The sequence below is a fragment of the Winogradskya consettensis genome (assembly GCF_018332715.1).
Lineage (GTDB): Bacteria > Actinomycetota > Actinomycetes > Mycobacteriales > Micromonosporaceae > Actinoplanes > Actinoplanes consettensis.
This window is the reverse complement of record NZ_BOQP01000027.1, coordinates 203,890-227,717: the sequence shown is the minus strand read 5'-3', so window position 1 is coordinate 227,717 and position 23,828 is coordinate 203,890. Positions and strand designations below refer to the sequence as shown.

At 70.0% G+C, this 23,828-nt stretch carries 15 protein-coding genes and 1 pseudogene; 6 read left to right on the top strand and 10 right to left on the bottom strand.

From position 1 onward, the window contains the following. The first annotated feature begins 16 nt into the window (after positions 1 to 16). Positions 17 to 1,036, top strand: a complete 1,020-nt coding sequence (locus Aco04nite_RS24900; RefSeq protein WP_212999667.1) for a glycoside hydrolase family 11 protein — start codon at positions 17 to 19, stop codon at positions 1,034 to 1,036. A 97-nt stretch (positions 1,037 to 1,133) separates the two neighbouring features. On the opposite strand, the gene Aco04nite_RS24895 is transcribed toward Aco04nite_RS24900, so the two are convergent. From Aco04nite_RS24895 to Aco04nite_RS24875, 5 genes are all read right to left on the bottom strand, one after another. After that, positions 1,134 to 2,369 (bottom strand): DUF3500 domain-containing protein, encoded by a 1,236-nt coding sequence (locus Aco04nite_RS24895; RefSeq protein ID WP_212999666.1) that lies wholly within the window; start codon positions 2,367 to 2,369, stop codon positions 1,134 to 1,136. Between the two features lie 172 nt (positions 2,370 to 2,541). Beyond that, on the bottom strand, positions 2,542 to 3,792 hold the full coding sequence (locus Aco04nite_RS24890) for a HupE/UreJ family protein (protein WP_212999665.1): 1,251 nt from the start codon (positions 3,790 to 3,792) through the stop codon (positions 2,542 to 2,544). Beyond that, the gene (locus Aco04nite_RS24885; RefSeq protein ID WP_212999664.1) at positions 3,793 to 5,019 is read right to left on the bottom strand and encodes a DUF3500 domain-containing protein; all 1,227 of its coding nucleotides are present in this window, start codon (positions 5,017 to 5,019) and stop codon (positions 3,793 to 3,795) included. 7 nt (positions 5,020 to 5,026) lie between these two features. Continuing rightward, positions 5,027 to 6,376 (bottom strand): HupE/UreJ family protein, encoded by a 1,350-nt coding sequence (locus Aco04nite_RS24880; protein ID WP_212999663.1) that lies wholly within the window; start codon positions 6,374 to 6,376, stop codon positions 5,027 to 5,029. A 4-nt stretch (positions 6,377 to 6,380) separates the two neighbouring features. Continuing rightward, the gene (locus tag Aco04nite_RS24875; protein WP_212999662.1) at positions 6,381 to 7,559 is read right to left on the bottom strand and encodes a DUF3500 domain-containing protein; all 1,179 of its coding nucleotides are present in this window, start codon (positions 7,557 to 7,559) and stop codon (positions 6,381 to 6,383) included. 214 nt (positions 7,560 to 7,773) lie between these two features. Between Aco04nite_RS24875 and Aco04nite_RS24870 the strand changes: the two genes are divergently transcribed. From Aco04nite_RS24870 to Aco04nite_RS24860, 3 genes are all read left to right on the top strand, one after another. Next, positions 7,774 to 8,646: a hypothetical protein gene (locus tag Aco04nite_RS24870; protein ID WP_212999661.1), complete on the top strand. Its 873-nt coding sequence runs from the start codon at positions 7,774 to 7,776 to the stop codon at positions 8,644 to 8,646. A gap of 72 nt (positions 8,647 to 8,718) precedes the next feature. Continuing rightward, positions 8,719 to 13,749 (top strand): fibronectin type III domain-containing protein, encoded by a 5,031-nt coding sequence (locus tag Aco04nite_RS24865; protein WP_212999660.1) that lies wholly within the window; start codon positions 8,719 to 8,721, stop codon positions 13,747 to 13,749. Between the two features lie 51 nt (positions 13,750 to 13,800). Next, positions 13,801 to 16,614 (top strand): AfsR/SARP family transcriptional regulator, encoded by a 2,814-nt coding sequence (locus Aco04nite_RS24860; protein ID WP_212999659.1) that lies wholly within the window; start codon positions 13,801 to 13,803, stop codon positions 16,612 to 16,614. Positions 16,615 to 16,622: 8 nt separating this feature from the next. Here the strand turns inward: Aco04nite_RS24860 and Aco04nite_RS24855 are convergent, their stop codons facing one another. Next, positions 16,623 to 18,764 carry a hypothetical protein gene (locus Aco04nite_RS24855; protein WP_212999658.1) on the bottom strand — a complete coding sequence of 714 codons (2,142 nt, stop codon included), beginning with the start codon at positions 18,762 to 18,764 and terminating at the stop codon, positions 16,623 to 16,625. Between the two features lie 145 nt (positions 18,765 to 18,909). Then, a complete protein-coding gene (locus Aco04nite_RS24850) occupies positions 18,910 to 20,574 on the bottom strand; it encodes a ricin-type beta-trefoil lectin domain protein (RefSeq protein WP_244876269.1) in 1,665 nt (554 codons plus the stop codon). Between the two features lie 263 nt (positions 20,575 to 20,837). Between Aco04nite_RS24850 and Aco04nite_RS24845 the strand changes: the two genes are divergently transcribed. Together Aco04nite_RS24845 and Aco04nite_RS24840 are read left to right on the top strand one after the other, a co-directional pair. Then, the gene (locus Aco04nite_RS24845; protein ID WP_244876268.1) at positions 20,838 to 21,977 is read left to right on the top strand and encodes a Fic family protein; all 1,140 of its coding nucleotides are present in this window, start codon (positions 20,838 to 20,840) and stop codon (positions 21,975 to 21,977) included. A gap of 49 nt (positions 21,978 to 22,026) precedes the next feature. Beyond that, positions 22,027 to 22,803: an SAM-dependent methyltransferase gene (locus Aco04nite_RS24840; protein ID WP_212999656.1), complete on the top strand. Its 777-nt coding sequence runs from the start codon at positions 22,027 to 22,029 to the stop codon at positions 22,801 to 22,803. A gap of 74 nt (positions 22,804 to 22,877) precedes the next feature. Here Aco04nite_RS24840 and Aco04nite_RS24835 read toward each other — a convergent pair whose 3' ends face one another. The 3 genes and pseudogenes from Aco04nite_RS24835 to Aco04nite_RS50035 all read right to left on the bottom strand — a co-directional run. Further along, a complete protein-coding gene (locus tag Aco04nite_RS24835) occupies positions 22,878 to 23,180 on the bottom strand; it encodes a hypothetical protein (protein WP_212999655.1) in 303 nt (100 codons plus the stop codon). Continuing rightward, positions 23,177 to 23,374, bottom strand: a complete 198-nt coding sequence (locus Aco04nite_RS49035) for a hypothetical protein (protein WP_244876267.1) — start codon at positions 23,372 to 23,374, stop codon at positions 23,177 to 23,179. The genes Aco04nite_RS24835 and Aco04nite_RS49035 overlap by 4 nt, the downstream gene beginning before the upstream one ends. 125 nt (positions 23,375 to 23,499) lie before the next feature. Continuing rightward, positions 23,500 to 23,826 (bottom strand): annotated as a pseudogene (locus Aco04nite_RS50035) (DICT sensory domain-containing protein); the annotation flags it as partial. Positions 23,827 to 23,828: the final 2 nt, after the last annotated feature.

The following is a 23,828-nucleotide window of genomic DNA, read 5'->3' as shown; positions in this document are numbered from 1 at the left end:
CGCAAGGAGGACAGCGATGCATCGAAGTCAAGCCCGTCCGAGGCTCAGCGGACGCGGCCGTCTGCGGCTGCTCATCAGCGCTGCCTGCGCCGCGGTGCTGGCGGCCGTCTCGCTCACCGTGGCAGGTGTCGCGCACGCCGAGGCCGACCGGACCATCACATCGAACCTGACCGGCTACCACAACGGCTATTTCTTCTCGTACTGGAAGGACTCCGGCAACGTCTCCATGACGCTCGGCTCCGGGGGTAGCTACCGCGTCCAGATGAGCGGCATCAACAACTCCGTCGTCGGGAAGGGCTGGAAACCCGGCTCCAGCCACACCGTCAACTACTCGGGCAGTTTCAACCCGAACGGCAACGGCTACCTCGCGCTCTACGGCTGGACGACCAACCCGCTGATCGAGTACTACATCGTCGAGGACTTCGGCAGCTACAACCCCAGCACCGGCACCACGCGGCTGGGCTCGGTCACCACCGACGGCAGCACCTACGACATCTACCGCACCCAGCGGGTCAACCAGCCCTCGATCATCGGCAACGCGACGTTCTACCAGTACTGGAGCGTCCGCCAGCAGCATCGCACCAGCGGGACAATCACCACCGCCAACCACTTCAACGCCTGGTCCCGGCTCGGCCTGACCCTCGGCACCCACGACTACCAGATCCTGGCCACCGAGGGCTACCAGAGCAACGCCACCTCCACGATGAACGTCAGCGAGGGTTCCGGCGGCACCCCCACGACCAGCCCGACGGCCGGCAACCCCGGCGGCGGCTGCACCGCGGCGCTCTCGGCCGGGGAGAGCTGGAGCGACCGGTACAACCTGAACGTCGCCGTCACCGGCTCCAGCGCCTGGACCGTCACGATGAACGTCCCGGCACCCGAGAAGATCAGCTCCACCTGGAACACCACCGCCACCTGGGACTCCAGCGGCCAGGTCATGACCGCCAAACCCAACGGCAACGGCAACACGTTCGGCGTGACCATCATGAAGAACGGCAGCACCACCTGGCCGACGGTCTCCTGCAGCGCCGGCTGACCGGACGGGCGCGGCGGCCGGGGCCGCCGCGCCGTTCGCTTCCGGGTGGCAGCCCGGCCTCGGATCGCGGCGGAGGTCTCCACCGCGGTCCGGGTGATCAGCTGGGTCTGCTGCTTCCGTAGTCGTTCGTCTTGTCCCGGTACACCGAGTGGTAATGCACGTCCGGGGTGCTCATGCTGCGGGTGTTGATGATTTCGATCCACAGGCTCGGGCCGTCGACGCGGATGTAGCTGTGCTCGTCGTTCGTGCCGGTGTTGTTGCTCCAGCCGATTCGGGTCCGGTCCAGCTCCGCGTTGTACTTGGCCATCAGCTTGGCGGCGGCTGCGGGGGCCAGATCCCCGGCGTACGCCTTGATCGCGGCTGTCAGCAGGGTGCGCTGGTAGCTCTTGAGCCGGGTGACGGGCATGCCTTCGGCCGCGGGGAAGACGCCGCTGTCCTTGCCGGGACCCATGAGCAGGTCGTCAAAGGTCCCGGAGGTGATCTGAGCGGCGCTGCGCTGCTTGGCGGTCAGCGACGCCACCAGTCCGAACAGGGTCGTCGACTCCTTGGCGAGCGGCTCGACCGTCCTGCCGTCATAGGTGAACGACTTGGGCTCGGTGCCGACGAACTGCGGAGTCTGGCTCACCTTGTTGCCGTAGTAGGTGAGGTTGCGCGACAGGTGGTGACCGCCGAACTGCACGGCGAACGGCTCCACGTAGGACGGCGCTCCGTACACAGCGATGTAGTAGTCCTTCAGGGAGCCGAACTCCTCACCGCCTTGACTGCTGATGCTCCTGAGGTAGTCGTCGGCGGTCCGGATGTCGGTGTTCTGGCGGTCCCCTGCCGGGCTCAGCGCCACCCTGAGGACCTTGGACAGCGCGATGCGTTGCCCCGAGCTCAGGTCGGACAGCTCGATGCCGGGGCGGGGTACGACGGTTGCGGGGAAATTGGACCAGGTCTGGCGAGCTTTGTGGTCAGTGAAGTCGTATTCGACCTTGTCGCGTTCGGCCGCCCCCAGGGTGGCCAGGAACGCGCTGGTGGCCGTGGCCACGGCTTTGGTGTTGGCGCCGCCCGGGCTGGAGCCGCCGGTGTTCAGATTGACCTCGGTGATACCGCCACCCGGCCCACCGCTAGGACCGCCGGGCCCACCTGGTCCGGGGGACCCGCTCGGCGGGCCACCCGGGCGGCCGGACGTGCCGGGCCCGGGTGAGACCACGGGACTGCTGCCGGCACTCGGCTGCCCGGACGGATCGATGGCCCCCGGCGCGGCGAAGGCGCCGTCCAACCGGGCAGCGCCGACGAGCAGCACGCCGGCCAGGGCAACACCGGAAGCGCTTGCGACATACCTGCGCATGAGTACGTACTCCTTGAGAAGCGGGTGTGCCTCCACACGGCCGCGTAGATGGTCCATACACGCAGTTCAGAGCGTATGCACGAGCTGAGTGGGCCCGGGTGGCAACGCAGGAATCGGTGGTGATGGTCGTTCGAAAGGGGATCGGACTGTCACCGCAGTACACCGGCAATGTTCATCGGGGACGGGCTGCGGGCAGCTCGTCCGATGTCTTCGGCCTGCCTGTCGCCGAAACGGCGAGAACGAACAGGGCACCGGCGAGAAGGATCAGAGCGAGTCGTTCGGGAGTGCCCAGCACGGTGCTGACGAACCCGTCGATCGGGTTGCCGGTGCCGAGTGCCCGCTGCAGGACCCAGGAGATGGCAATGGCAGCGATCGCCGCTGCCAGCACCACCGTCGCGGCGGCTGAACGGGCAATGAGCCACAACGGAATCGCGACGAGGGCGAGAGCGGCGAGTTGTGCGGCTTCGAGGCCGAGGTTGAACCCGAGCAGCGGTGCGACCAGGGCGGTGCCATGCAGTGACAGGCCTTCGAGGGTGCCGGCGAAACCGAAGCCGTGCACGAGTCCGAAGCAGGCCGTCACGGCCAGTTCGGTCCGGGCCGGCAGGGCGGGGCGGGCGGCGTGCACAGCACTGATCGCGATGGTCGCCGCGATCGCGGTCTCCACCCATCTCGACGGCAACGTCACCCAGCCGAGGGTGGCGAGTGCGAGGCTGACCGAGTGGCCGATCGTGAAGCCCAGGGTGAGCAGGCCGAGCCGGCGGACGGTCGCAGCCGGCCGCTGCTTGCGCCGCGCGACGCCGAGCGCGACCAGGCAGAGAAACAATTGGTGGTCGGTGCCGTCGCGGAAGTGCTGGAAGCCGGTGGCCGGCATCGTGGCGAACGAGACCCGATGGGCGAGCGGCGTGTGCCGTTGCAGGGGCAGCTGCGGTTGATAGTGAGTGATGGTTCCGGCCAGGCGGATCGTGCCGTTGTCGTTCTCCGAGACGTAGACCTTGTGGGAATAGTCGATGTCGGTGACGGCGCCCCAGCGCAGTTGAACGAGCGAGATGCCCGTTCCGGGCGGCGGCGTCGCGGTGAGCGCAGCGTGCACCGTGTTGCGGCCCTGCACCCGATCGGCCGTCAGACCGTCCACCCGGACCGTCCAGCTCGCCCCGCCGGGGGCGGTGAGCACTGCTCCGGCTCCGATCAGGGATCGCAGCCAGGAGCCGCGCTCGGCGATCGCGGAGGCCGGGTCGCGATCCAGTGCGGTGTCGTAGGCGAAGTCGATGCCGGTCAGCGGAATCTGCGCGTCGATGAGCACCGTCGTGTCAGTAGCCGACACGACGAGCAGAGTCGCGCCGACGTCGTGGGCCTGGGCCGGCGCGGGTGCCAGGACGAAGAACGCCACCAGCACCGCGCCGGCCAGCCACAGGTTTCGTGCCACTCAGCTGAGGCCGGTGCCGTAGTCGAGCTGCTTGTCGCGGTACAGCGTGTGGTAGTGCAGCCCGGAGGCGCCGGTGTTGAGCCATTCGATCCAGACGCGGGGCCCGTCGATCCGGAAGTAGCCGTTGTCGCTGTCGGCGGTGACGGTGCCGGAGTAGCTGATCGTGGTCTGGTCGAGCTGCGAGGTGTAGAGGTTCAGGATCGGGTCGGAGATGGCCGTGGCGGCATCGCTGACATAGTCCTTGATCAGATTCTTGACCTGGGTCTGCTGGGCGGCGGTCAGCTTGGTGTAGGAGAGGCCTTCCTGTTTCGGGTAGCCGGTGTCGGTACTGGGCCCCATGACGAGATCGTTGAACTTGCCGGACAGCTGCGCCGCGGTCTGCTGGTCTGCGGTCAGGGACTTGACCAGCGGGAAGACCGTGTCGCTCTCCTCGCCCAGGGGCCGGACAGTTTTGCCGTCGAGGTCGAAGCTGACCGGTTGAGTGCCGCTGAAGTGCGGCGACACGCTGATCACATCGCCGCCCAGGGAGACGTGCACGGCGACGTGGTGGCCGCCGAACTGCAGTGTCCACGGCTTGTCGGCGGACGGGTTGCCGTACAACACGATGTGGTAGTTGGCTTCGCCGTACTGGGTCTCGTTCTGTCCGAGGACGTCGTCGGCGTGCATCTCGTTGAGCACCTGGGCGTAGCCGGCGGGAGACAGGACGCTCTGCAGCGCGGCCAGTGCAGCTGTCTTCTGGGCGGCGCTGAGATCACCGAGTCTCACCCCGAGCCGGCCCTTGAAGTTGTCGTCGGGGTAGTTGGACCAGCTGCACTGCTTCTTGCCCAGATCGGAGAAGGAGTAGAGGACGGCCTTCTTCTGCTCGGCGGTCAGCGTGGCCAGGAATGCCTGTGCGGTGGTCACCGCGCCGGAGACCACGGTGGTGTCGTTGAAGGCCGGAACCGCGGCGGCCGGGGCCGCGGTCGGTGCCGCTGACGACGGCGTACAGGCCGGGGGTGTGTCCCCGCCGTTGCCGCCGCCGGGACCGCCACCACCCGGACCGCCGCCGGGACCGCGCCCGTTCTGACTCGCCGACGGGCCGGCACTCGAGGAGGTCGCCGTGTCGGAGCCGCTGCCGCACCCGGCGGCGAACGTCAGCAGGCCGGCGCTCAGCAGAGCCGCGGTCAATCGCCGACGACGGCGGACGACGGTGACTTGCCCGAGCGGGCGGGACAGGAAATCAGGCATTGGATTCCTATGGGTGAGTGACGGACCCGGAGTGGTCCACGGCTGTCGCGGGCGTCCGGAGGTCGTGGCCGGCTGGTGCCGGTGTCCGAACCGTCGTGGTTCGTAGTCGTGGTACGGCCCAGCTGATCGCCGCGATGACGGCGATCGAGGCGGCGATGGTGAAGGGGTGATCGATGAGCGCGTCGGTGATGCGGTTGAACGGGTTCACCGCGATCAGGGCGGTGCGTTCGGCGAGCCAGGCAGCGGCCAGGACAACGCCGATCCCCGCGGCGGTCACGCGTACGCCGGGATAGACGGTGGTCCGACTCAGGACCAGCAGCGATGGCATGAGCAGCGCGACCACGATCAGCTGGGTGAGTTCGATGCCGAGGTTGAAGCCGAGCAGATCAGCGACCAGCGACCCGCGGCCGAGCCCGAGGTCACCGAGCAGCGCCGCGAACGCGAGCCCGTGCATCAGCCCGAAACCGGCGGCGATCCAGGCCTCGCCACCGGGCACCAGCGGTTTGATCGCGTGGATGCCGGACACCAGGATCGACAGCGCGATGAGGCTCTCGACCACCCGGGTCGGCACGCTGATGTAGCCGAGTGCGCCGAGGGCCAGCGTGACGGAGTGCCCGATCGCGAACGCGGTGACGACGTGCACCACACGCCACGAGTTTCGGCGCAGGTCATCGGAGCGTTTCCACCGCCGTCCGCGGGCGATCAGGGGGGCGGGAAGCAACAACATGATCAGGAACAGCAGGTGGTCGGCGCCCTCGGCGATGTGCCTGATCCCGAGATGGATCGCGGCGGCGAAACCGTCCTGGGTGGCGGCCCCGGCGGCCGGCACGGCGAGGGTGTGCTGCTGCCAGTCGAGCACTCCCACGGTGGTGTACTCCTTCTCGCCGCCGGTTCGCAACGACACGAAGACCTTGTGCGACACGAGCCGGTGCAGGATCGCGTCGTAGGTGAGCTGGAAGTCGCCCACCCGGTGGTCCGGTGGTTGCAGCACGATGTCGAACACGAGGTGGTCGACGCCATCGATGCTCTCGACGGCGCCGCCACCCGCGGTCACCACCCACGGCCCGGCCTGATCGGCCGCCGACATGTGGCTGAGCAGGTAGCCGCGGAGTTCCTCGATCTTTCCCGGTTGCTTGACGGCGGCAGTGGTGAGCGGCTGGTCCAGGGCGATGGCGAGCCGGTCGATGGGCAGCTGCACCCGTCCGGTCACCCGGCCTGCCTCGGCGGTGAGCAGGACCGCGGTGGTGCTCAGCGGATGAGCCGCGGCGGGCCGCGGCGCCAACACCGCCAACGCGGTATACACGATCGCGAGGCATGCCAGCAGTGCCCCTACGCGGACGGAAAGCGTGATCCGCATCCGATCAGCTGGGCTTGGTGCTGCCGTAGTCGTTGGTCTTGTCCCGGTAGACCGAGTGGTAGTGAATATTGGGGGTGCTCATGCTGCGGGTGTTGATGAACTCGATCCACACACTGGGGCCGTCGATGCGGATGTAGCTGTTCTCGTCGGTCGGGCCGGTGTTGTTGGACCACCCGATCCGGGTCTGGTCGAGTTCGGAGGTGTACTTGGCGAGGAGTTTCGCAGCGGCGGCGTCGGCAAGGTCGCCGGTGTACGTCTGGATCGCCGCGGTGACCAGTTTCTTTTGTTCGGCGGTCAGCTGCGAGACCTGAAGTCCTTCCGAGGCAGGGAACACGCCGGTGTCCTTGCCCGGTCCCATCAGCAGATCGTCGAACGTCCCGGAGGTGAACTTCGCGGTCGTCTTCTGCTCTGCGCTGAGGGCGGCGATCATGGCGAACATGGCTGTGGATTCGGCCTTGAGCGGCTCGACCGTCACCCCGTCCTTCTGGAAGGAGGTAGGTTCGGTGCCGACGAACTGCGGGGTCTGGCTGACCTTGTCACCGTTGTAGGTAAGCGCGCGGGCCAGGTGGTGGCCACCGAACTGGACCATGAACGGCTCGGTCGTCGACGGCGTGCCGTAGACGGCGATGAAGTAGTCCTTGAGCGCACCGAAACCGCTCGCGCCCTCCTGACTGATCCGGCTCAGCTCGTCGTCGGAACTGCGAATGTTCGCGTCCTGCTGCGCACCGGCCGTGCTCAGCCCTGCCGCGAGGACGGCGTCGGCGGCCTTCTGCTGATCGGCGGTAAGATCAGCCATGGCGATGCCCTCGCGGGCCACGGCGGTCGCGGGGAAGTTCGACCAGGTCTGGCGGGCCTTGTTCTCGGTGAACGCGTACTCGACCTTGTCACGCTCGGTCGCGTCCAGGGTGGCCAGGAAGGCGTTCGTCGCCTGGACCACCGCGGCGGTGTTGGCGCCGCCCGGGCTGACCCCGTCGGTGTTGAGGTTCACCGCGGTGATCTGCTGCCCTCCCCCACCAGGCCCGCCCTGACCGCCCGGTCCTCCACCGCCGGGACCACGGGCGGATCCCGATGAGGCGCCGGCGGAAGGTGAGGGACTCGCCGCGTCATCGGAGCTGCAGCCGGCGGCGAGGACCAGAACCGTTGACAACAGTGCGCCGGAGGTGACCTTGAGATGTTCACGCATAGTGTTCCGGTGTCTCCTCTGAACGTCGCAGGTGAGGCTTTGTGCCTGGTAAGGCCTACCCGTCCCGCCTCAATAAACGCTCAGACGTTCCTATGAATCAGATAAGACGCGCAAAACCGGTCATATCTCACCACATTCAGCGACATCAGCCGACGCTGATCATGGCGGTGGTCCGCGTACTGTGGGGATTCTTCCGGCCTTGGGGAGTGCGGCAGTGCGACGTACCGCGGAGTTTGATGCCTTCGGACCCTGGATCGACGAGGTTCACACCACGTCCGAGCTGCCACGGCTGTACCGCGACGCCGGCGTCGACCCCGCGGCGTCGCGGCTGGTGCTCAAGGTTCCCCGCGCCATCGAGCGGCGTGACGCCAACCCCGACATGCACCTGTACGACTTCCTGATCGCGGTTGGCGCCTCCGAACTCACCGTCCTGCGCCGCCGGGACGACTGGTACGAGCGGGCGCGCCTTCCGTTCGCACAGATCACCGCCATCGAGGACAGCGTCAGCCTGCTCGACGGCCGGCTGACCGTGCACACCGCCGACGGCGCGGCCACCCTCATCTCCTACAACGCCCTCGACCCGGCCCCGATCACCATGTTGACGAGGTTGCTGCGCAAGCTGTACCTGCCGTGGCGCGCGGGAATCCCCGCCGCCCCGGTAACGCCCGCGCCGCTCGACCTCGGTGGTGGCGACATGGGGCTGGTCACGGCGTACCGGCAGGTCCTGGCCGCCGAACCCGGCATGCGCCTGATCAGCGCCGCCCGGCGCGCGGCCGTCGGCCGGGGGAACCGCGTGTCCCGCCTGCTGCGCCCGGTGACCCTGCACGCCTCGATCCTGCTGGCCGACGACCGCGAGATCCAGCTGCTCCACCGCCGCGACCGCCTCGTCCAGGGCCGCGACAAGCCGCACTCCATCGCCCGCACCGTCGTTCCCCGCGCCGGCATCGCGGGGTTCCGGGTGCGGCCCCACGACACCCACCCCCAGGTCACCATCGTCACCATCTGCAGCGCGGACGCGGCCCTCGACTTCCCGACCCACTCCGGCGCGGATACCGACGCCCTCCTCGCCCTGCTCAGCACCGCCTGAGCCGGAATGTGCCGGGAATGTACGCCGTCTCTCTAGCGTCGCGCCGTGATCCGCAGATGGTGTTCCGCGTTCATGTCCATACTCGTCGCCAGTGTTGCTTGCGTCTCGCTGACCGTGCTCCCGTCCGCCGCTCCGGCGCGGGCGGACGTCCGCCCTGCCGCGGGGCAGTTCGTGCCGGTCACGCCGGTGCGGATCGTCAACGGGGGCAAGGTCGCGCCCGCGGAGAGCTACTCCCTCGGCCCGCTCGGGCAGGGCGGGATCCCCGCCGCCGGCGTCTCGGCCGTGGCCTTCCAGTTCTCGGCGCTGAGCACGGACGACGGCTGGCTCGTGGTCCATGCGAGTGATGTGGCCCGCCCGGGCGCCTCGAACCTGAACTACCAGGCCGGGGTGACCGCCACGAACCAGGTCGTCACCGGGCTCGGCACGGATGGCAAGGCGAAGATCTACAACGGCGGCGCGGCGCAGGCATCGCTCTTCGTCGACGTCATCGGCTACTTCACCACCGGTACGGGGCAGGCCGCGGGGTCGACGTTCGTGCCCGTGGCCCCGGCACGGATCGCGAGCGCGCTGGAGGTCAAGGCCAAGACCGCCCTACCCGTCGCGCCGCTCGGGCTGGGCGGTGTCCCTGCCACGAACGTCACCGGGATCGTCGCGCACCTCACGCTGAGCTCGACGGTCGCCGGGCAGGCCACGGTCTACGCGAGCGACGCGAAGCAGCCGGCCACCGTGGACGTGACCTACGGCAGCGACCCGAACTACACCAACCTGGTCCACGCGCCGCTCGGCAGCGACGGCAGGTTCCTCGTCTACAGCACCCAGCTCGCCAAGCTGACCGTCGACGTCGTCGGCTACTACCAGAAGCCCGCCGGCACCGCCGCCGGATCGAGCTATGTCGCCCTCACCCCCGCCCGTTTCATCGCCGGGGAGACGGTGGCTGCCAACACCCAGGTGGACTACCCCGTCGCCGGCGTCGGCGGCGTACCCACCAGTGGTGTCGCGGCAGTGGTGTTCAACCTGACCGCGAACAAGGCCACCAAGGCGGGTGCGCTCAGCACCTGGGCCACCGGGACGGACAAGCCGGTCGCGCGGCAGCTCACCTATCGCGTCGGCGGGAGCTGGCCCACGCTGCAGATCAGCAAGGTCGGCACGGGCGGCAAGATCTCCCTCTACAACGCGGGCGACGCCGTCCGGATCCTGGGTGACATCGTCGGCTACTACCGTGCGGCGAGCGCTCCCGGCGTGCCGAGCGGGGTCCGCGCGACGGCGGCCGGCAGCGGCACGGCGACGGTCTCCTGGGATCCGCCGGCCACCGACGGCGGCGCCGCGATCACCCGGTACACCGTGACCGCCTCCCCCGGTGGTGCCACGGCGTCCACCCCGGACGACACGACGAGCGTGCAGGTCCCGGGGTTGAGCAACGGGGTGGCGTACACGTTCTCGGTCACCGCCACCAACGCGGCCGGAACCTCAGCGGCCTCCGCACGCTCGGCCGCGGTGACGCCGGAAGCGCCCGTATCGCCGGGACAGCCGTTCGTGACCGATGTGCTGGCCCGCGACGGTGCGGTGGCAGTGACCTGGAGCCCGCCGCCCGCGGGCGCCGCGACGGTCACGAGCTACCGGCTCGTGGCGACGCCGGGCGGGGTGTCCGCCGAGGCCGCGGGCGACCTCACCGAGGCGATCCTGCCGGGACTCACCAACGGTACGGCCTACCGCATCACGGTCACCGCCACCAACGGCAACGGCACCGGTACGCCCTCGGCGCCCTCCGCCACGGTCACGCCCGGACCCGCCCAGCCGCCGCTACGGCCCGCCGTCACCTCGGTCGTCGCCCTGAACCAGCGGGTCGACCTGCAGTGGGTCGCACCACCGGACGGCGGCGGGACGATCACGGGCTACACGGTCACGACCAGCCCCGGCGCCAAGGTGGTCGAGGTACCGGCTGGCACGACGGTCGCATCGGTCACCGGCCTGGCCAACGGTACGCCCGTCACCCTCGCCGTCACCGCGACGAACAGCGCCGGCGCGGGTCCTGCCACGCAGGTGACCGCCACCCCCGCCGCCTCCCGCGCCCCGGCCGCGCCTGCCGACCTGCACGTCTCGGCGACCGGCGCCGGTCAGCTCACCGCCGCCTGGAGCGCGCCCGCCGATGTCGGCACGAGCGCCGTGACGGGCTACACCGTGACAGCGTCACCGGGCGGAGCCACGGTCACGGTCGGCGCCGCCACCACGACCGCGCTCCTGAGTGGATTGAGTCAGGCGACGGCGTACACGGTGACGGTCAAGGCCACGAACGCGGCCGGAACCGGTGCGGCGAGCCCGGCCTCCGACCCCGTCACGCCGAAGGTGACGATGGCAGCGACGCCGGTGGTCCTCACGAGCGCGTCGATGGCGACGCTGCGCACCGCGCAGCAGGACGGCACCCTCACCTTCGAGCAGCCCACGGCGCAGGTCGCGGCGCTGAAGGCCGGCGCCCTGCTCGTCCTGACGCCGAACACGGTCACGCCGAAGGGTTTCTACGGACGCGTCACCAGTGCGGTCACCCGCTCCGGGCTGTTCGTGGTCGCCACGGCCGAGGCCGGGCTGGACGAGGTGTTCACCGCGGGTGGCCTGTCGGTGGACGGCCGGCTCACCACTCAGGACGTCGCGTCGTTCACACCGCTGGTGCCCGGCGTCCGGCTCGCCGAACCCACGATCAAGGGCCGCACCCTCGCCGAGGGCGCCCCGGCGGTGGCGATCGGGACGCCGGACATCGGCATCCGCGACGGCGCGCTCGTGCTGGAGTACGCCTTCGCACCGCAGCAGAACGAGGCCGGGCGCGGCGCCCGCACCGAGATGCAGACCAAGATCACTCCCACGTACGACGGCCGGCTGACCTACGCGTTCCCGATCGGACCCGAGGGCAAGTTCACGCTCGGTGCGAAGACCGAGAGCCAGGTCCAGGCGAAGGTCGGCTTCTCGAAGGACCTGCTCGACTGGCACCGCAGGCTCGGAACGGTCCGGGGCTCCTGCGTCACCGTCCCCATCGGCTTCGTCCCGGTGGTGATGTGCCCCGAATTCGGGGTCGACGTCGCCGCCACGATCACCGCCGGGGGCGGGTACAGCTTCTCCTTCTCCTTCGACCGGTCCTTCTCCGTCAGTATGAACATCGACGGCACCAAGGTGACCCCGACCACGGCGAACTGGTCGGACGGCTCGCCGTCGGCCACCATCAACGCGTTCGGTGACGCCAACGCCGAACTGGACACCCCGGTCTCGATGACGCTGTACTTCTACGGTGCCGCGGGGCCGAGCGTGCTCTTCATGCCCTACGTACGGTTCTTCGCCGACACGACGCAGAACCCGTGGTGGGAGGCGCGGGTGGGGTTGCGCGTCAACGCGGAGCTCAAGTCGCGGAAGATCCTCGGCGTCACGCTGGAGTTCTCCAGCCCTAACATCGTCAACCTGTTCCTCACCGTGGCGCAGGCCGCCGGGGCGTACTCGGGCATCACCGTCACCCCGAAGGCACCGAGCACATCGGTGAACACGCCCGTCGACTTCGGGGTCACCGTGGTCGGCTGGCCGGCCGACATCCCGATCGAGTGGGCAGTCACCGACGGTCCCGGGCGCATCGAGCAGAACGGCGTGTTCACCTCGCCTCAGGAGGGCACCGCCGAGATCACCGCCACCAGCCCGGGTGACCCCGCCAGGCTACGGCCGGCGATGTCGGCCACGACCGTGGTCAGCATCGGCGCCCGGGCTCCGGACGCCCCGCGGGACGTCACCGCGGTCGCGGGTTCCTTCTCCGCGAAGGTCACCTGGAAAGCCCCGGCCGACAACGGTTCTCCGGTCACCGGTTACACGCTGACCACGCTGCCGCCGACGGTGTCGGTGCTCGCGCCGGCCGGGGCGACCACCGCACGGCTCGAGCATCTGAACCCCGGAACCGACTACCTGGTCTACGTATGGGCGACGAACGCGAAGGGCACCGGACCGGCCGGCTCCCCCGCGCAGTCGGTCTCGCCCGCCGACGACAGCTTCCTGCCGATCGGGACGCAACCCGTCAACATCACGGCCGCCGACCCGGCCATGAGCACCCTGCACTGGGGTGACCCCGTGCTGTCGCGTACCGGCCGCTACGTCGTCTACTCGCTGAGCCCGGACAGCCCGCTCGCCCCGGCCGACCTCGCGGGTGCGAGTGCCGGGGGTTACCTGGTACGCCACGACCTCGTCACCGGCGACATCGTGCTGGTCAGCCGCGGCCCGGACGGCGTCACCCCGGTCACGGCGGGCGACCCGGCGATCGACGGCTCCGGCAACCTCGTCTCCTACCTCGTGGGCGCCGGCAGCACCCGCCGGATCCTGGTCCACGACCTCGCCCGCGGCACGGTCACCGAGGCCAGACCGGGCAACATGCCCGCGATCCCCCAGCACCAGGAACTCAGCGCGGACGGCACCACGCTGCTCGTCTGGGCCCAGGCGACCTCCACCCTGCGCGGCTCGGTGTGGCGCTCGGTGATCGGTTCCGGCACGGCGACCCAGGTGAGCCGCTGCTGGGTGGAATACAGCTGCACATCCGGACCGTACGTCGCCGACGGCAAGCGGTTCGCCGTCTCCGGCAACGGCCGCTACATCGTCTACGCCGAGCAGGCCGAGAACGGCGGTCTGACAAACTACCTCTACGACGCCACCACCGGCGCGTGGAAGGAGATGACCCCGCAGACCACGGACACCCTCGCGTACGAGGTGAGCGCGATCTCCGCCGACGCGTCGCGGACAGCGGGCTTCTACGGCAGCTACAACACCGCCACGGGTACGTACACCATGGGTGCCTACGTGCGGACCGGCCGGGCGGGCACCCCGGCGGCGGCCGACATCGTGCTCCCGGTCCCGGGCGGGCAACCCGTGACCTGGACGGTGCCGCAGCTCAGCGATGACGGTTCCACGGCACTCGTCTACCACGAGTCCGCCGTGGCCGACGGCAACGACGGGTTCACTGTGGTCAGTGCCGAGCAGACCGTCACCGTCGGGGTTCCGGCCCAATGGGGTGCGCTGAGCGGCGACGGCCGCGTGGTGGCCGTGCTGCGCGAGGACCAGCCGGGAGTGTGGATGCGGCGTGTGAGCTGAACCTCGCCCCACGGAAGTGATCATGGATGACGGCCGGGGTTAGCATGGATCGTGCTGTACCGGGTGCTGGGGCCGACCGAGCTCCCGGGACAGACCCTCGCTGCCAAACCCCGGCTCGTCGCCCTGCTGCTGCTGACCGGGGGACGACGACCGGTGTCGCTCGATCTCCTGGTCGACGAGGTCTGGCCGCGGCATCCGCCCGCCTCCGCGGTGGCCAACATCCGCACCTACCTCTCCCAGCTGCGCAAGCTGTTCCCTGGGAGGATCAGCTCCGACAGCGGGGGTTACCGGTTCGAGGTAGCCGAGGGTGAGCTTGACCTCGCCGAGTTCGGCGCGCTGCTCACCGCCGGGCGCAAGGCCGCCGTCGATCGGCCGGAGGCGGCGCGGGCCGGCCTGCGGGCGGCGCTGGAGCTGTGGCGCGGGCAGCCGTTCGCGGGTGAGCCGGTCGGGCCGGTGCTGCGGGCACGGGCGGCCGCCGCGCAGGATGACTATCTCGCCGCAGTCGAGTTGTACAGCGAGTTGCTGCTGCGCGGCGGTGAGCCGGCAGCGGCCCAGGCACTGCTGCGCGCCACGGTGAGCGAGCATCCCCTGCGCGAACATCTGCGCAGCCTGCTCGTCCTCGCGCACTACCAGGGCGGGGATCCGGCCGGGGCGTTGCTGGCGTTCCAGGACGCCCGGTCGGTGCTGGCGGCGAGTCTCGGCATCGATCCCGGCCCCGAGCTGACGGCGATCCACCAAGCGGTGCTGCGCCGGGATCCCCGCCTGCTGCCCGCCGCCGAGGACAGCGCCGACCGGCTCGCGACGCCGTTCCAGTTGCCGCCCGCGGTGGCCGACTTCGTGGGACGCGAGGACGAGATCACCCGGCTGACGGAGCTGCTGCGCCGCTCGGACCCCGTACCCGGTGCGGGGGTCACGGTCGTGATCGGCGGCATGGCGGGCATCGGCAAGAGCACCCTGGCGGTTCGCGTCGCACATGAGGTGGCGGACCTGTTCCCGGACGGGTGCCTCTACGCCGATCTGCAGCAGACCGATGGCAGCGCGGTGCCGCCGGAACGGGTTCTCGGACGGTTCCTGCGGGCGCTGGGCGTACCCGGCGAGGCGCTGCCCGGCGACCCGCAGGAACGCGCCGATCAGCTCCGGTCACTGCTGGCCGGGCGACGGATCCTGATCGTCGCCGACAACGCCACCGAGGCCGCCCAGGTGCGCCGGCTCATGCCGGGGCCGGGCGGGGCGCTGCTGGTGACGAGCCGGGCGCTGCTGACCGTGCCGGGTGCGCACCTGCTCGAGCTGCGCCCGCTGAGCACCGGGGCCGGCGTCGCGCTGCTGGCCCGGATCGCGGGACGGGCCGCTGTCGCCGCCGAGCCCGAGGCCGCCGCCGCGCTCGCCGACCTGTGCGGCGGCCTGCCACTGGGGATCCGCGCGGCCGGCATGCGGTCGGCGTCGCTGCCGGGCCCGGCGCTCGGACGCATCGTCGCGCGGCTCTCCGACGAGCATCAGCGCCTCGACCGGCTGACCGTCGGCGACATCGACATCCGGGCCAGTCTCGCGCTCAGCTACCGAAGGCTCTCGCCGGGTGCCCTCGACCTGCTGCGGGTGGTCAGCATCCTGCCGATGCGTACGTTCGCGGCCTGGCTGCCCGCGGCACTGCTCGACGTCCGCGAGCCGGAGGCGTATTCGCTGGCCGAGGAGCTGTGCGACGCGCAGGTCCTCACCCGGGCCGGTGGCGAGCGGTACGGGCTGCACGATCTGGTCCGCCTCTCGGCGAGTGAGCAGCCGGGGCCGCCGGCCGGAGAACTGATCGCCGCCGCGGGACGGGCGTACCTGGCCGCTGCGCTGACGGCGAACCGGCGGCTACCGGGCCGGCCGATGGCACTGCCCGCGCCCTCGGCGCCCGTCCCGGAGGCCGGCGCCACGCCGGTGGAGTGGTTCGAGGACGAGCTGGACGGCCTGCGCGCGCTCGTGCCGTTGCTGGCCGGGGCCGGGCAGGTAGAGCTCGCCGCACGGCTCGCGACCGCCACCGTCAACTTCTGTGTCCTACGCGGACGGATCGACGACTGGGCCGCGACGCACGACGTGATCCCCGCCGGGACGCCGTTGCCGGCTGCCACCGCCGCGTTGCTGGCGCTGAGTGTGGGAAGCCTCTTCCGGTTCCGCGACGACAACCAGGGGGCGTTGCCGCATCTGCGCCGGTCGTACGAGCTGTATCGCGGGCTGGATGACGCCGCGGGGATGGCCGGGGCCGCGCTCGGCTGGGCCGTGGCCGAGCAGCAGCTGGGCCACGTCGGGGAGGCCGTCGCCGCTTTCGAGCGAGCCGTGGCGTTACTGCCCGTGCTGGACGGGACTCCCGCGGCCGGCTACATCCAGCTCACGTTCCGGCAGCCGTTCAGTTCCTCGCCCGAGGAGGAGAACGCCGCACTCGGCCGGGCTCTGACGATCTTCGAGGCCGCCGGCGACCTCTGGGGCGCCGCCGAGGCACACACGTTCCTCGCCGCGGGCCATCGGCGCCGCAACCAGCCCGCGGTCGCCGCCCGGCATGCGCGGGAGGCCGTGCTCGCGTACACCGATCTGCGCGACCAGATGCAGCTGACCGTCGCCGAGATCGTCCTCACCGATGCCTATCTGGAGCTGGGCTCGATCGACCAGGCCCGGGTCCTCGCCGGGCAGTGTTTCGCCCGTGCCACCCGGATCGGGCACCGCTGGGGCATCGCGTCCGCCCGGCGGGCCGCCGGGCGGATCGAGTTGCTCGAAGGCCGGCCCGCGGCGGCGGCCGAGTTGCTGACCGCCGCCGAGGCCGGCTTCCGCGAGATGGGGCTCATCCGGCCCGCTGAGCAGACACATTCACTGCTCTTGCAGGCTTTACGCTGAGCCGGCGGTCACATCTTGTTGGCCGCGATCTCCGCCTTGTAGGCCGCGGGCGCGAGCGGCCCGATCGGGGTGTCGCTCAGCGAGGAGCGGATGTACGCGCCGGGCTCGTCGAAGTAGGACTCGTAGGCGAGGTCACCGGCATTGTCGGCGAACCAGCCCATGTAGTCGTGGATGTACTGCGGGTTGTCGCCACCGGCATGGCCGTACCACTGGCAGTTGAGGTTGGGATCGGCGTTGTAGATGTTGCAGGCGACGCCCCACTCCGCGACCGCGAACTTCGTGCCGTTGGCCGTGGCGAGGGCGAGCGACTCGTTCAGCCGGCGGTAGCCGTTGAAGTGCTCGTCGGTGCCGGCGGTGCCGGTGTCCGGGTTCCAGGAGTCGTACGAGTCGATCGCATACACGTCGACGTAGTCCCGCACTGCCTCGAAGACCTGCACGCTGCACTCGTTGTCGCAGGTCTGGTCGGCGCCCTTGTTGGGGTTGTAGACGATCCGCAGCCCGGGGGCGGCGGCCTTCATCCACTGCACGGCCTGGATGAAGGAGGCCTGCCAGTCCGCCTGGTTGTCCTTGGTGAGCTTCCAGTACCAGTTCGGGAGGTTCATCTCCCAGCCGAGCCGCACGTACGCGTCGGGGTCGGCGTGCGCGATGGTCCTGGCCAGGTCCTGCCACTGGGTCTGCGTGCCGGTGAACTTGGCGTTGTTCACGCCGCCGCCGGGCCACAGCGGGATGGTCATGATCAGGTCGTCACGGGCGGGGGTGAACCCGGACGGCAGACCGTCCTCGATCCACTGGGCGTCGTCGACGGTGTCCCAGTTGTCACGGCGCGGGAAGAGGGTGACGTTGTCGACCTTCGCGCCGCGGAAGTCGGCGAAGTCGTCAGCCCGCTCGGTCGTCTGGCTCTGCGGGTTGACGCCAGAGCTCCACGGCAGGCCGCTCGCCCGCAGCCCGGTCGGCGTGTAGTAACCGAGCACGTCGATGAGCAGCACGACGCTGCCCGCGGCGGTGTTGTGGATCGCGACCTTGCCGTCCTGGCTCAGGTGCGACACCTGTTGGGTCGGCCAGCGACGGGTACTGGCCTGATAGGACAGCTGCCGCGCGACCGGCTGCGCCTCGTCGGCCGCGTAGACGCTGATCCCACCCGCCAGGGTGCCGCTCTCCGAGTAGGCGGTCAGGTTGAACGCGACGGCGGACGACCCGGTCGCGGGCACCCCACCGAGCCCGGCAAGCGCGAACGTGCTGGTGGTGTCCGCCGTGATGACCGGCCGGCCGAGGACCCGGGCGGGCGTGACCGCGGTGAACACGGACCCGGTGGCCGAGCCGGTGGAGTCCTGGAAGTAGCCGACGATCTCCACCCACAGCGTCACCGCCGTGGTCGTGTAGATCCGGAACGTCCCGTTGGTGCCGAGCTTGACCGTGGTCTGGGCCGTGAAGCGCCCGCCGGTGGCGTAGTGGTTGTCCGAGGCGGTCGGGTGGGTCGCACCCAGCGGGAAGGCGAGCAGCGTCCCCGCCGTGCTGGCCGTCGTCGTCACGTGCGCCACGACGGCGGTGACCCCGCTGTGCGGCACCCCGCCCTGACCGAGCGGCGTCACGTCGTAGTAGGCGGCGGCCGCGTTGGGCTTTTCGCTGACGATCCGGACCGGCTTGAGCGGCACATAGGTCGAGCCGACCGTGGAGGAACCGGCAGCCGTGTAGTAGCCGACGACGTCGACGTTCACGTCGGCCTCCGCCGCCGTGGTGGAACCGTTGTAGAGCGAGATCTGGCCGCCGGTGCCGAGCTTCGTCACGACAGCGTTGTCAGCCCACACATCCTTGACGAAGTTCAGGTTGGACGTGCCGGGCGGACTGCTACCGGCAACCGCGGGAAACGCGGTCACCGTGCCGTTACCAGTGGCGCTCAGCGCGTGCAACTGGTAGGCGATGGCCGAAACGCCGCTGGCCGGGACCCCGCCCTTGCCGAGAGGCGAGAACGAGTACGTCGCCGCCCCCGCCACGGGCTGGAGGTTGACGATACGTGCCGGGGTGAGCGGCACGTACTGCCCGGCCACGGGCGTCGCGGCGGCCGCCTCGGCGGGCGATCCCCCACCCGCGACGGCAAACGACAGCACCAGGGTCAGGGCAGCGAGAAGGGGTACAGCACGTGGTCTACGCACGAAGGCTCCCGTTAGGACCGAATTTGACCTCAGGAGGCTAGAGACCAGCGATACAGCCGCCATACATTCCCCGCCGCAACAGGGCTGAGACAGTGTGTGGGCACCAGGCGCTTCCAAGTTCTGATGCCCACACGCTGTGTACGGGTCAGGCGAGGGCGAACTTCTGGGCCGCGGCACCGTTGCAGTCCCAGATCTGCAGGCGGGTGCCGTTCGCGGTGGCACCGGACGGGGAGTCGACGCAGCGGCCGCTGGCCGGGTTGGACAGGGAGCCGTCGGCGTTGACCACCCAGTTCTGGTAGCCGCCGCTGTTGCACGTCGCGAGCTGGAGCTTGGTGCCCGCGGTGCTGGTGCCGCCGGCGATGTCGAGGCACTTGCCGAGCGTACGCAGAGTCTGGCCGTTGAAGGTCCATTTCTGATCTGCCGCCGTGGCCTGCTGGCAGTCCCAGAGCTGGACCGCGGTGCCGTCGCCGCCCGTGTCGTCGCCGGCGACATCCACACACTTGCCGCCGGGGCCGTAGATCGGGGTGCCGATGGCGAACTTCTGCGCGGCGGCACCGTTGCAGTCCCAGATCTGCAGCCGGGTGCCGTTCGCGGTGGCACCGGACGGAGAGTCGACGCAGCGGCCGCTGGCCGGGTTGGACAGGGAGCCGTCGGCGTTGACCACCCAGTTCTGGTAGCCGCCGCTGTTGCACGTCGCGAGCTGGAGTTTGGTGCCCGCCGCGCTGGCACCGCCGGCGATGTCCAGGCACTTGCCGAGGGTCTGCAGGCTCTGGCCGTTCCAGGTCCAGTGCTGGTCCTTCGCGCCGGACTGGCAGTCCCAGAGCTGGACCGCGGTGCCGTCACTGCCGGTGTCGTCGCCGGCCACGTCCACGCACTTGCCGCCCGGGCCGGTCAGGGTCTGCCCGGTCACCGAGCCGCCGCCTCCCCCTCCTTTGTTGTAGACGGCCACCGAGTCGATGATGAGTTTGCCGCCGGAGACCGTGGCGGCGGTCGGGCCGCCGCCGAACGCGTCGGGGAAGCCGCCGCCGATCGCCAGGTCGTAGATGATGAAGAACGGGTGATCGATCGCGTCGGCCCACGTGGTGGCGTCGACGGCGGTCGCCTTGACGGTGTAGAAGTTCGCGCCGTCGAGGTAGAACCGGATCTCCTCCGGCGACGTGGAGCGGTCGATCTCCACGGCATAGTCGTGGAACCCGGTCTGGCAGCCGGAACAGGCCCGCTCCCCGGAGCCGATCCCGGTCGACTCGTTGCAGGGCCCGCCGGGGTTCACGCCGCAGTGGATGGTGCTGAAGACCGAGCTGCGGCCGTTGATGTCCTCCATGATGTCCACCTCGCCCGACTTCGGCCAGGTGACCCCGGACCGCAGCGGCGCGCCGAGCATCCAGAACGCGGGCCAGTACCCCGCCCCGTTCGCGGTGGTGACGTTGGGCTGCTGCAGGACGGACTCCATGCGTACGACTCCGCCTGCTGCGGCACCGAACGTCGCCGCCTGGGTCTCCACCCGCCCGGAGGTCCATCCGCTCCTCGGGTCGGAGCCGGAGTGCAACGCCTGCAGCACCAGGTGTCCCCCGCCGTCGTAGTAGACGTTCGAGGTACTGCTGGTCATCGTCTCGATCTCGCCGGTCCCGAAGCTGCTGCCCGGCCCGGTGTCGTACTTCCACAGGCTCTGATCGATGCCGGTGCCGGCCGCACCGTTGAAGTCGTCGCTCCACGTCAGCGTGAAACCGGCCGGCGGGGCGGGAACGGCCGCGTGCGCCACCTGCGGCACGGCGGTGGCTAGAGCTGTCGGCAGGAGTACGGCTGCGAGCACAGAGAGCGCTCTCCTGCGGGGTGAAACCGATGTCGAGGGCATGCGTCCAGACCTCCGGGGATGACAGAGCGCTACGGGGGTCCGTCGAGCCGCGTGAGCGACGATGCCCGTCAGGACATCGGGGGAACGCCATCCGGCCGGCGGATCCCCAGTATCACCACCGATCCATGCGTTTGGATAGATCCAAAGGCAGGGAGGCCGGACGACGCGATCGTTGCTGTCGTGCGCTTGACGTAATGATTACGTCATTCTAAAGTTTACTTGTGCTGTTCCCTACCCCGCCCCTGACCGCGGCTGACCAAGTGGTCCTGACCGACGTCGAAGAGATGCGCGAGAAGGTCCGCCACCAGATGCAAGGACGATCTGGCAAATGGACATCCGGGCTCCGCAAATTCCTGACCGCGGACGCCGTCGCCGCATCGAACTCCATCGAAGGCTTCCGCGTTTCCACGCAGGACGCCCAGGATCTGATGGATGGCGAGCGGGACGTCGATGTGTCCGACGAGAACCGCGAAGAGACCCTGGCGTACCAGCGCATGATGACCTACGTGCAGTCCCTGCACGATGCCCCCGACTTCCAATACAGCAAGGGCCTGTTGAACGCTCTGCACTGGATGCTGCAAGGTCATCACCACACTCAGCGCAAACCAGCCGGGCAATGGCGCCGCGGACCGGTCTACGTCACCGACCCTCGCAATCCCCGGGTCGCGGCCTACACCGCGCCCGATGCCGGTGACGTCCCCGAGTTGATGGGCGAACTGGTCGCCTGGCTCAACGCCGACGACGAAGCCCACCCGCTGATCCGGGCGGCCATGGCCCACCTGCACCTGGTGTCCATCCACCCGTGGGCCGACGGCAACGGCCGCATGTCCCGGTCACTGCAGACACTCCTGATCGCCCGCGAGGGTGTCCTCGCCCCGGAATTCTCCTCGATCGAGGCATGGCTCGGCATGCCGGGCAACACGTGGGAGTACTACCGCGAGTTGCAGCGCCGCGGCGCTACGTACCAGCCCGACCGGGAGGTTTCCGGCTGGATCAGGTTCAACCTGACCGCCTACCACCAGCAGGCACAGACGGTTCTGCATCGCATGAACCAGTCCGCGGCGGTGTGGGATCAGCTCGCGACGTTCGCCGGCGCCGCCGGGTGGGACGAGCGTGTCGTCTCAGCGTTGCACGACGTCGCGATCGACGGCCGGGTCCGCCGTGCACGATACGAACAGGCCGAGGGGCTCACCCTGCAGCAGGCCCAGCGCGATCTGCGGGATCTGGCGAGCGCCGGACTCCTTGCACCGGTCGGCCGCACCCGCGCCCGCTACTACACCGAGGGCCCACGCTTCCCCGAGGCAACACTGGAGCTGGCCCGCACCCCGTTCTCCCTCACCTCGCCGTACCCGAGCGACTGACCGGATTCCACGGTGGACCGGGCTGTGGATGCGCTTCTACGCTGCCGGGATGGACAAGCCGAGCATGGCCCGCATGTACGACTACTATCTCGGCGGCAATCATCACACCCCGGCGGACGTCGCCGCGGCCGAGCGGGTGCTCGTCGCCGTGCCCACGTTGAAGGAGATCGCCCGGGCGAACCGCGCGTTCCTGCGCCGCGCCGTCACCGAGCTGACCGCGGCCGGCGTCCGGCAGTTCCTCGACATCGGCTCCGGCATTCCCACTGCCGGGAACGTCCACGAGATCGCCCAGCAGCACGCCCCGGACAGCCACGTCGTCTACGTCGACATCGACCCTGAAGCGGTCGCGCATAGCAACGAGCTGCTCAACGGCAACCATGGCGCGGCGGCGGTGCAGGCCGATCTGGGTGACCCGGCGAGCATCCTCGAGCACCCCGAGGTCGAGCGGCTGCTGGACTTCGACCGGCCGATTGCGCTGCTGATGCTGTCGGTGCTGCAGTTCCTGCCGGACACGACCGCACTTCCGGCCGTACGCAAGCTGCGTGACGCCCTGCCACCCGGCAGCTTCCTCGCCCTCACCCACCCCGCCACCGACGCCCTCACCCAGGGCCCCCGCGACACGGTCGACACCGTCTACCGCACCACGAACGCCCCCACCACCACGCCCCGCAGCCGCGCCGAGATCGCCGCGCTGTTCTCGGGTTTCGAGCTACTGGAGCCCGGCCTGGTCTGGGTCCCCCTCTGGCGCCCCGACCGTGACCCCGGCCCGATCGACCCCACCATCATGCCTATGCTCGCCGGCGTCGCCGTCCGGCCGGGGAGGTGACGGGAGCTCCGCACACGACCGTACTCGCCGGGGTCGCAGCTTCACCACGTGACAACCCTGGCGGCGGCCGGGCGTCAGCCGTCGATGGTCACCACGGGGGCGTTCCGGGTGATCGCCCATTCCAGCGCCCGCCGCAGGTCGTCCTCACCGATCTTGCTCGCCCGGTCCCCGGGCCGCAACCGGGCGACGAGCAACTCGATCACGGCCTGATGCTGCCGGGTGGCGGTCCGCCCCACCGGGCCCTGCTCACCGTCCGCGGCGTGCCTGACCCGGACAGCGAGGACCGCGACCGGCAGCACACCCGATGCCGTCACGCCGGCCGCTCCGGACCACCGCTGCACGCCCGGATCACCGGCCGGGCCGGTGTCGCCGGTCACCGCCGGCCCCGCGGCCCCGCCCGGAGCCGGGTGTGATCACGCTCGGCGCGGTCGGTGAAGAGCTGCAGGGCCGCGTCGGCCCGGCTCTCCCCCGGGATCGCCGGAAGCTCGCGCACCCGCTCGATGGCGTCGTCCACGACGGACAGCGCCGCCGACGGTAACCGGTCACCCACCCGGTGACGCAGTCGGAGCACCTCGTGCAGCGGCCTCGTCGCGGCGGAAGCTGAACCGCCCCTCGAAGACCCGCCCGCTTTTCTGTCCATTCCCGGGCCAGGTCCTCCTTCTCGTCGAGCAGGACCGCGTGCACCCCGGCCGGCATCTCGGGTGTCTGCGCGTCGACCAGGCCGACGACCGTCGCCGCGCCCAGGCTCGCGATGCGTTCGTAGACCTGGCGTTCCCGCTCGAAATACGGCAGCCGCTGGAACAGCGCGAAGACCACCAGGGGACCGTCCTCGGCAGCCGCGAGTGCGGCCTGTTCCAGGGCATGGGAGACGGTCACCAGGGTTCGCTTGGTCAGCCGTCGCACGGCCGAATTCTCGGGCACGGCCCCACCATGGGTACGCCGGCCCGGCCCCGCATCCGCTGAAGCACGCCGTCTCAGCTTCGTGGGTGTGCGCCGGTGATCGCCGGGTAGATGGCTGTCCATGC

What these genes read in the sequence shown, in the direction of transcription:
- Aco04nite_RS24900 (WP_212999667.1), top strand. Translation starts at nt 17, where the DNA reads ATGCATCGAAGTCAAGCCCGTCCGAGGCTCAGCGGACGCGGCCGTCTG.
- Aco04nite_RS24895 (WP_212999666.1), bottom strand. Translation starts at nt 2,369, where the DNA reads ATGCGCAGGTATGTCGCAAGCGCTTCCGGTGTTGCCCTGGCCGGCGTG.
- Aco04nite_RS24885 (WP_212999664.1), bottom strand. Translation starts at nt 5,019, where the DNA reads ATGCCTGATTTCCTGTCCCGCCCGCTCGGGCAAGTCACCGTCGTCCGC.
- Aco04nite_RS24880 (WP_212999663.1), bottom strand. Translation starts at nt 6,376, where the DNA reads ATGCGGATCACGCTTTCCGTCCGCGTAGGGGCACTGCTGGCATGCCTC.
- Aco04nite_RS24875 (WP_212999662.1), bottom strand. Translation starts at nt 7,559, where the DNA reads ATGCGTGAACATCTCAAGGTCACCTCCGGCGCACTGTTGTCAACGGTT.
- Aco04nite_RS24865 (WP_212999660.1), top strand. Translation starts at nt 8,719, where the DNA reads ATGTCCATACTCGTCGCCAGTGTTGCTTGCGTCTCGCTGACCGTGCTC.
- Aco04nite_RS24840 (WP_212999656.1), top strand. Translation starts at nt 22,027, where the DNA reads ATGGACAAGCCGAGCATGGCCCGCATGTACGACTACTATCTCGGCGGC.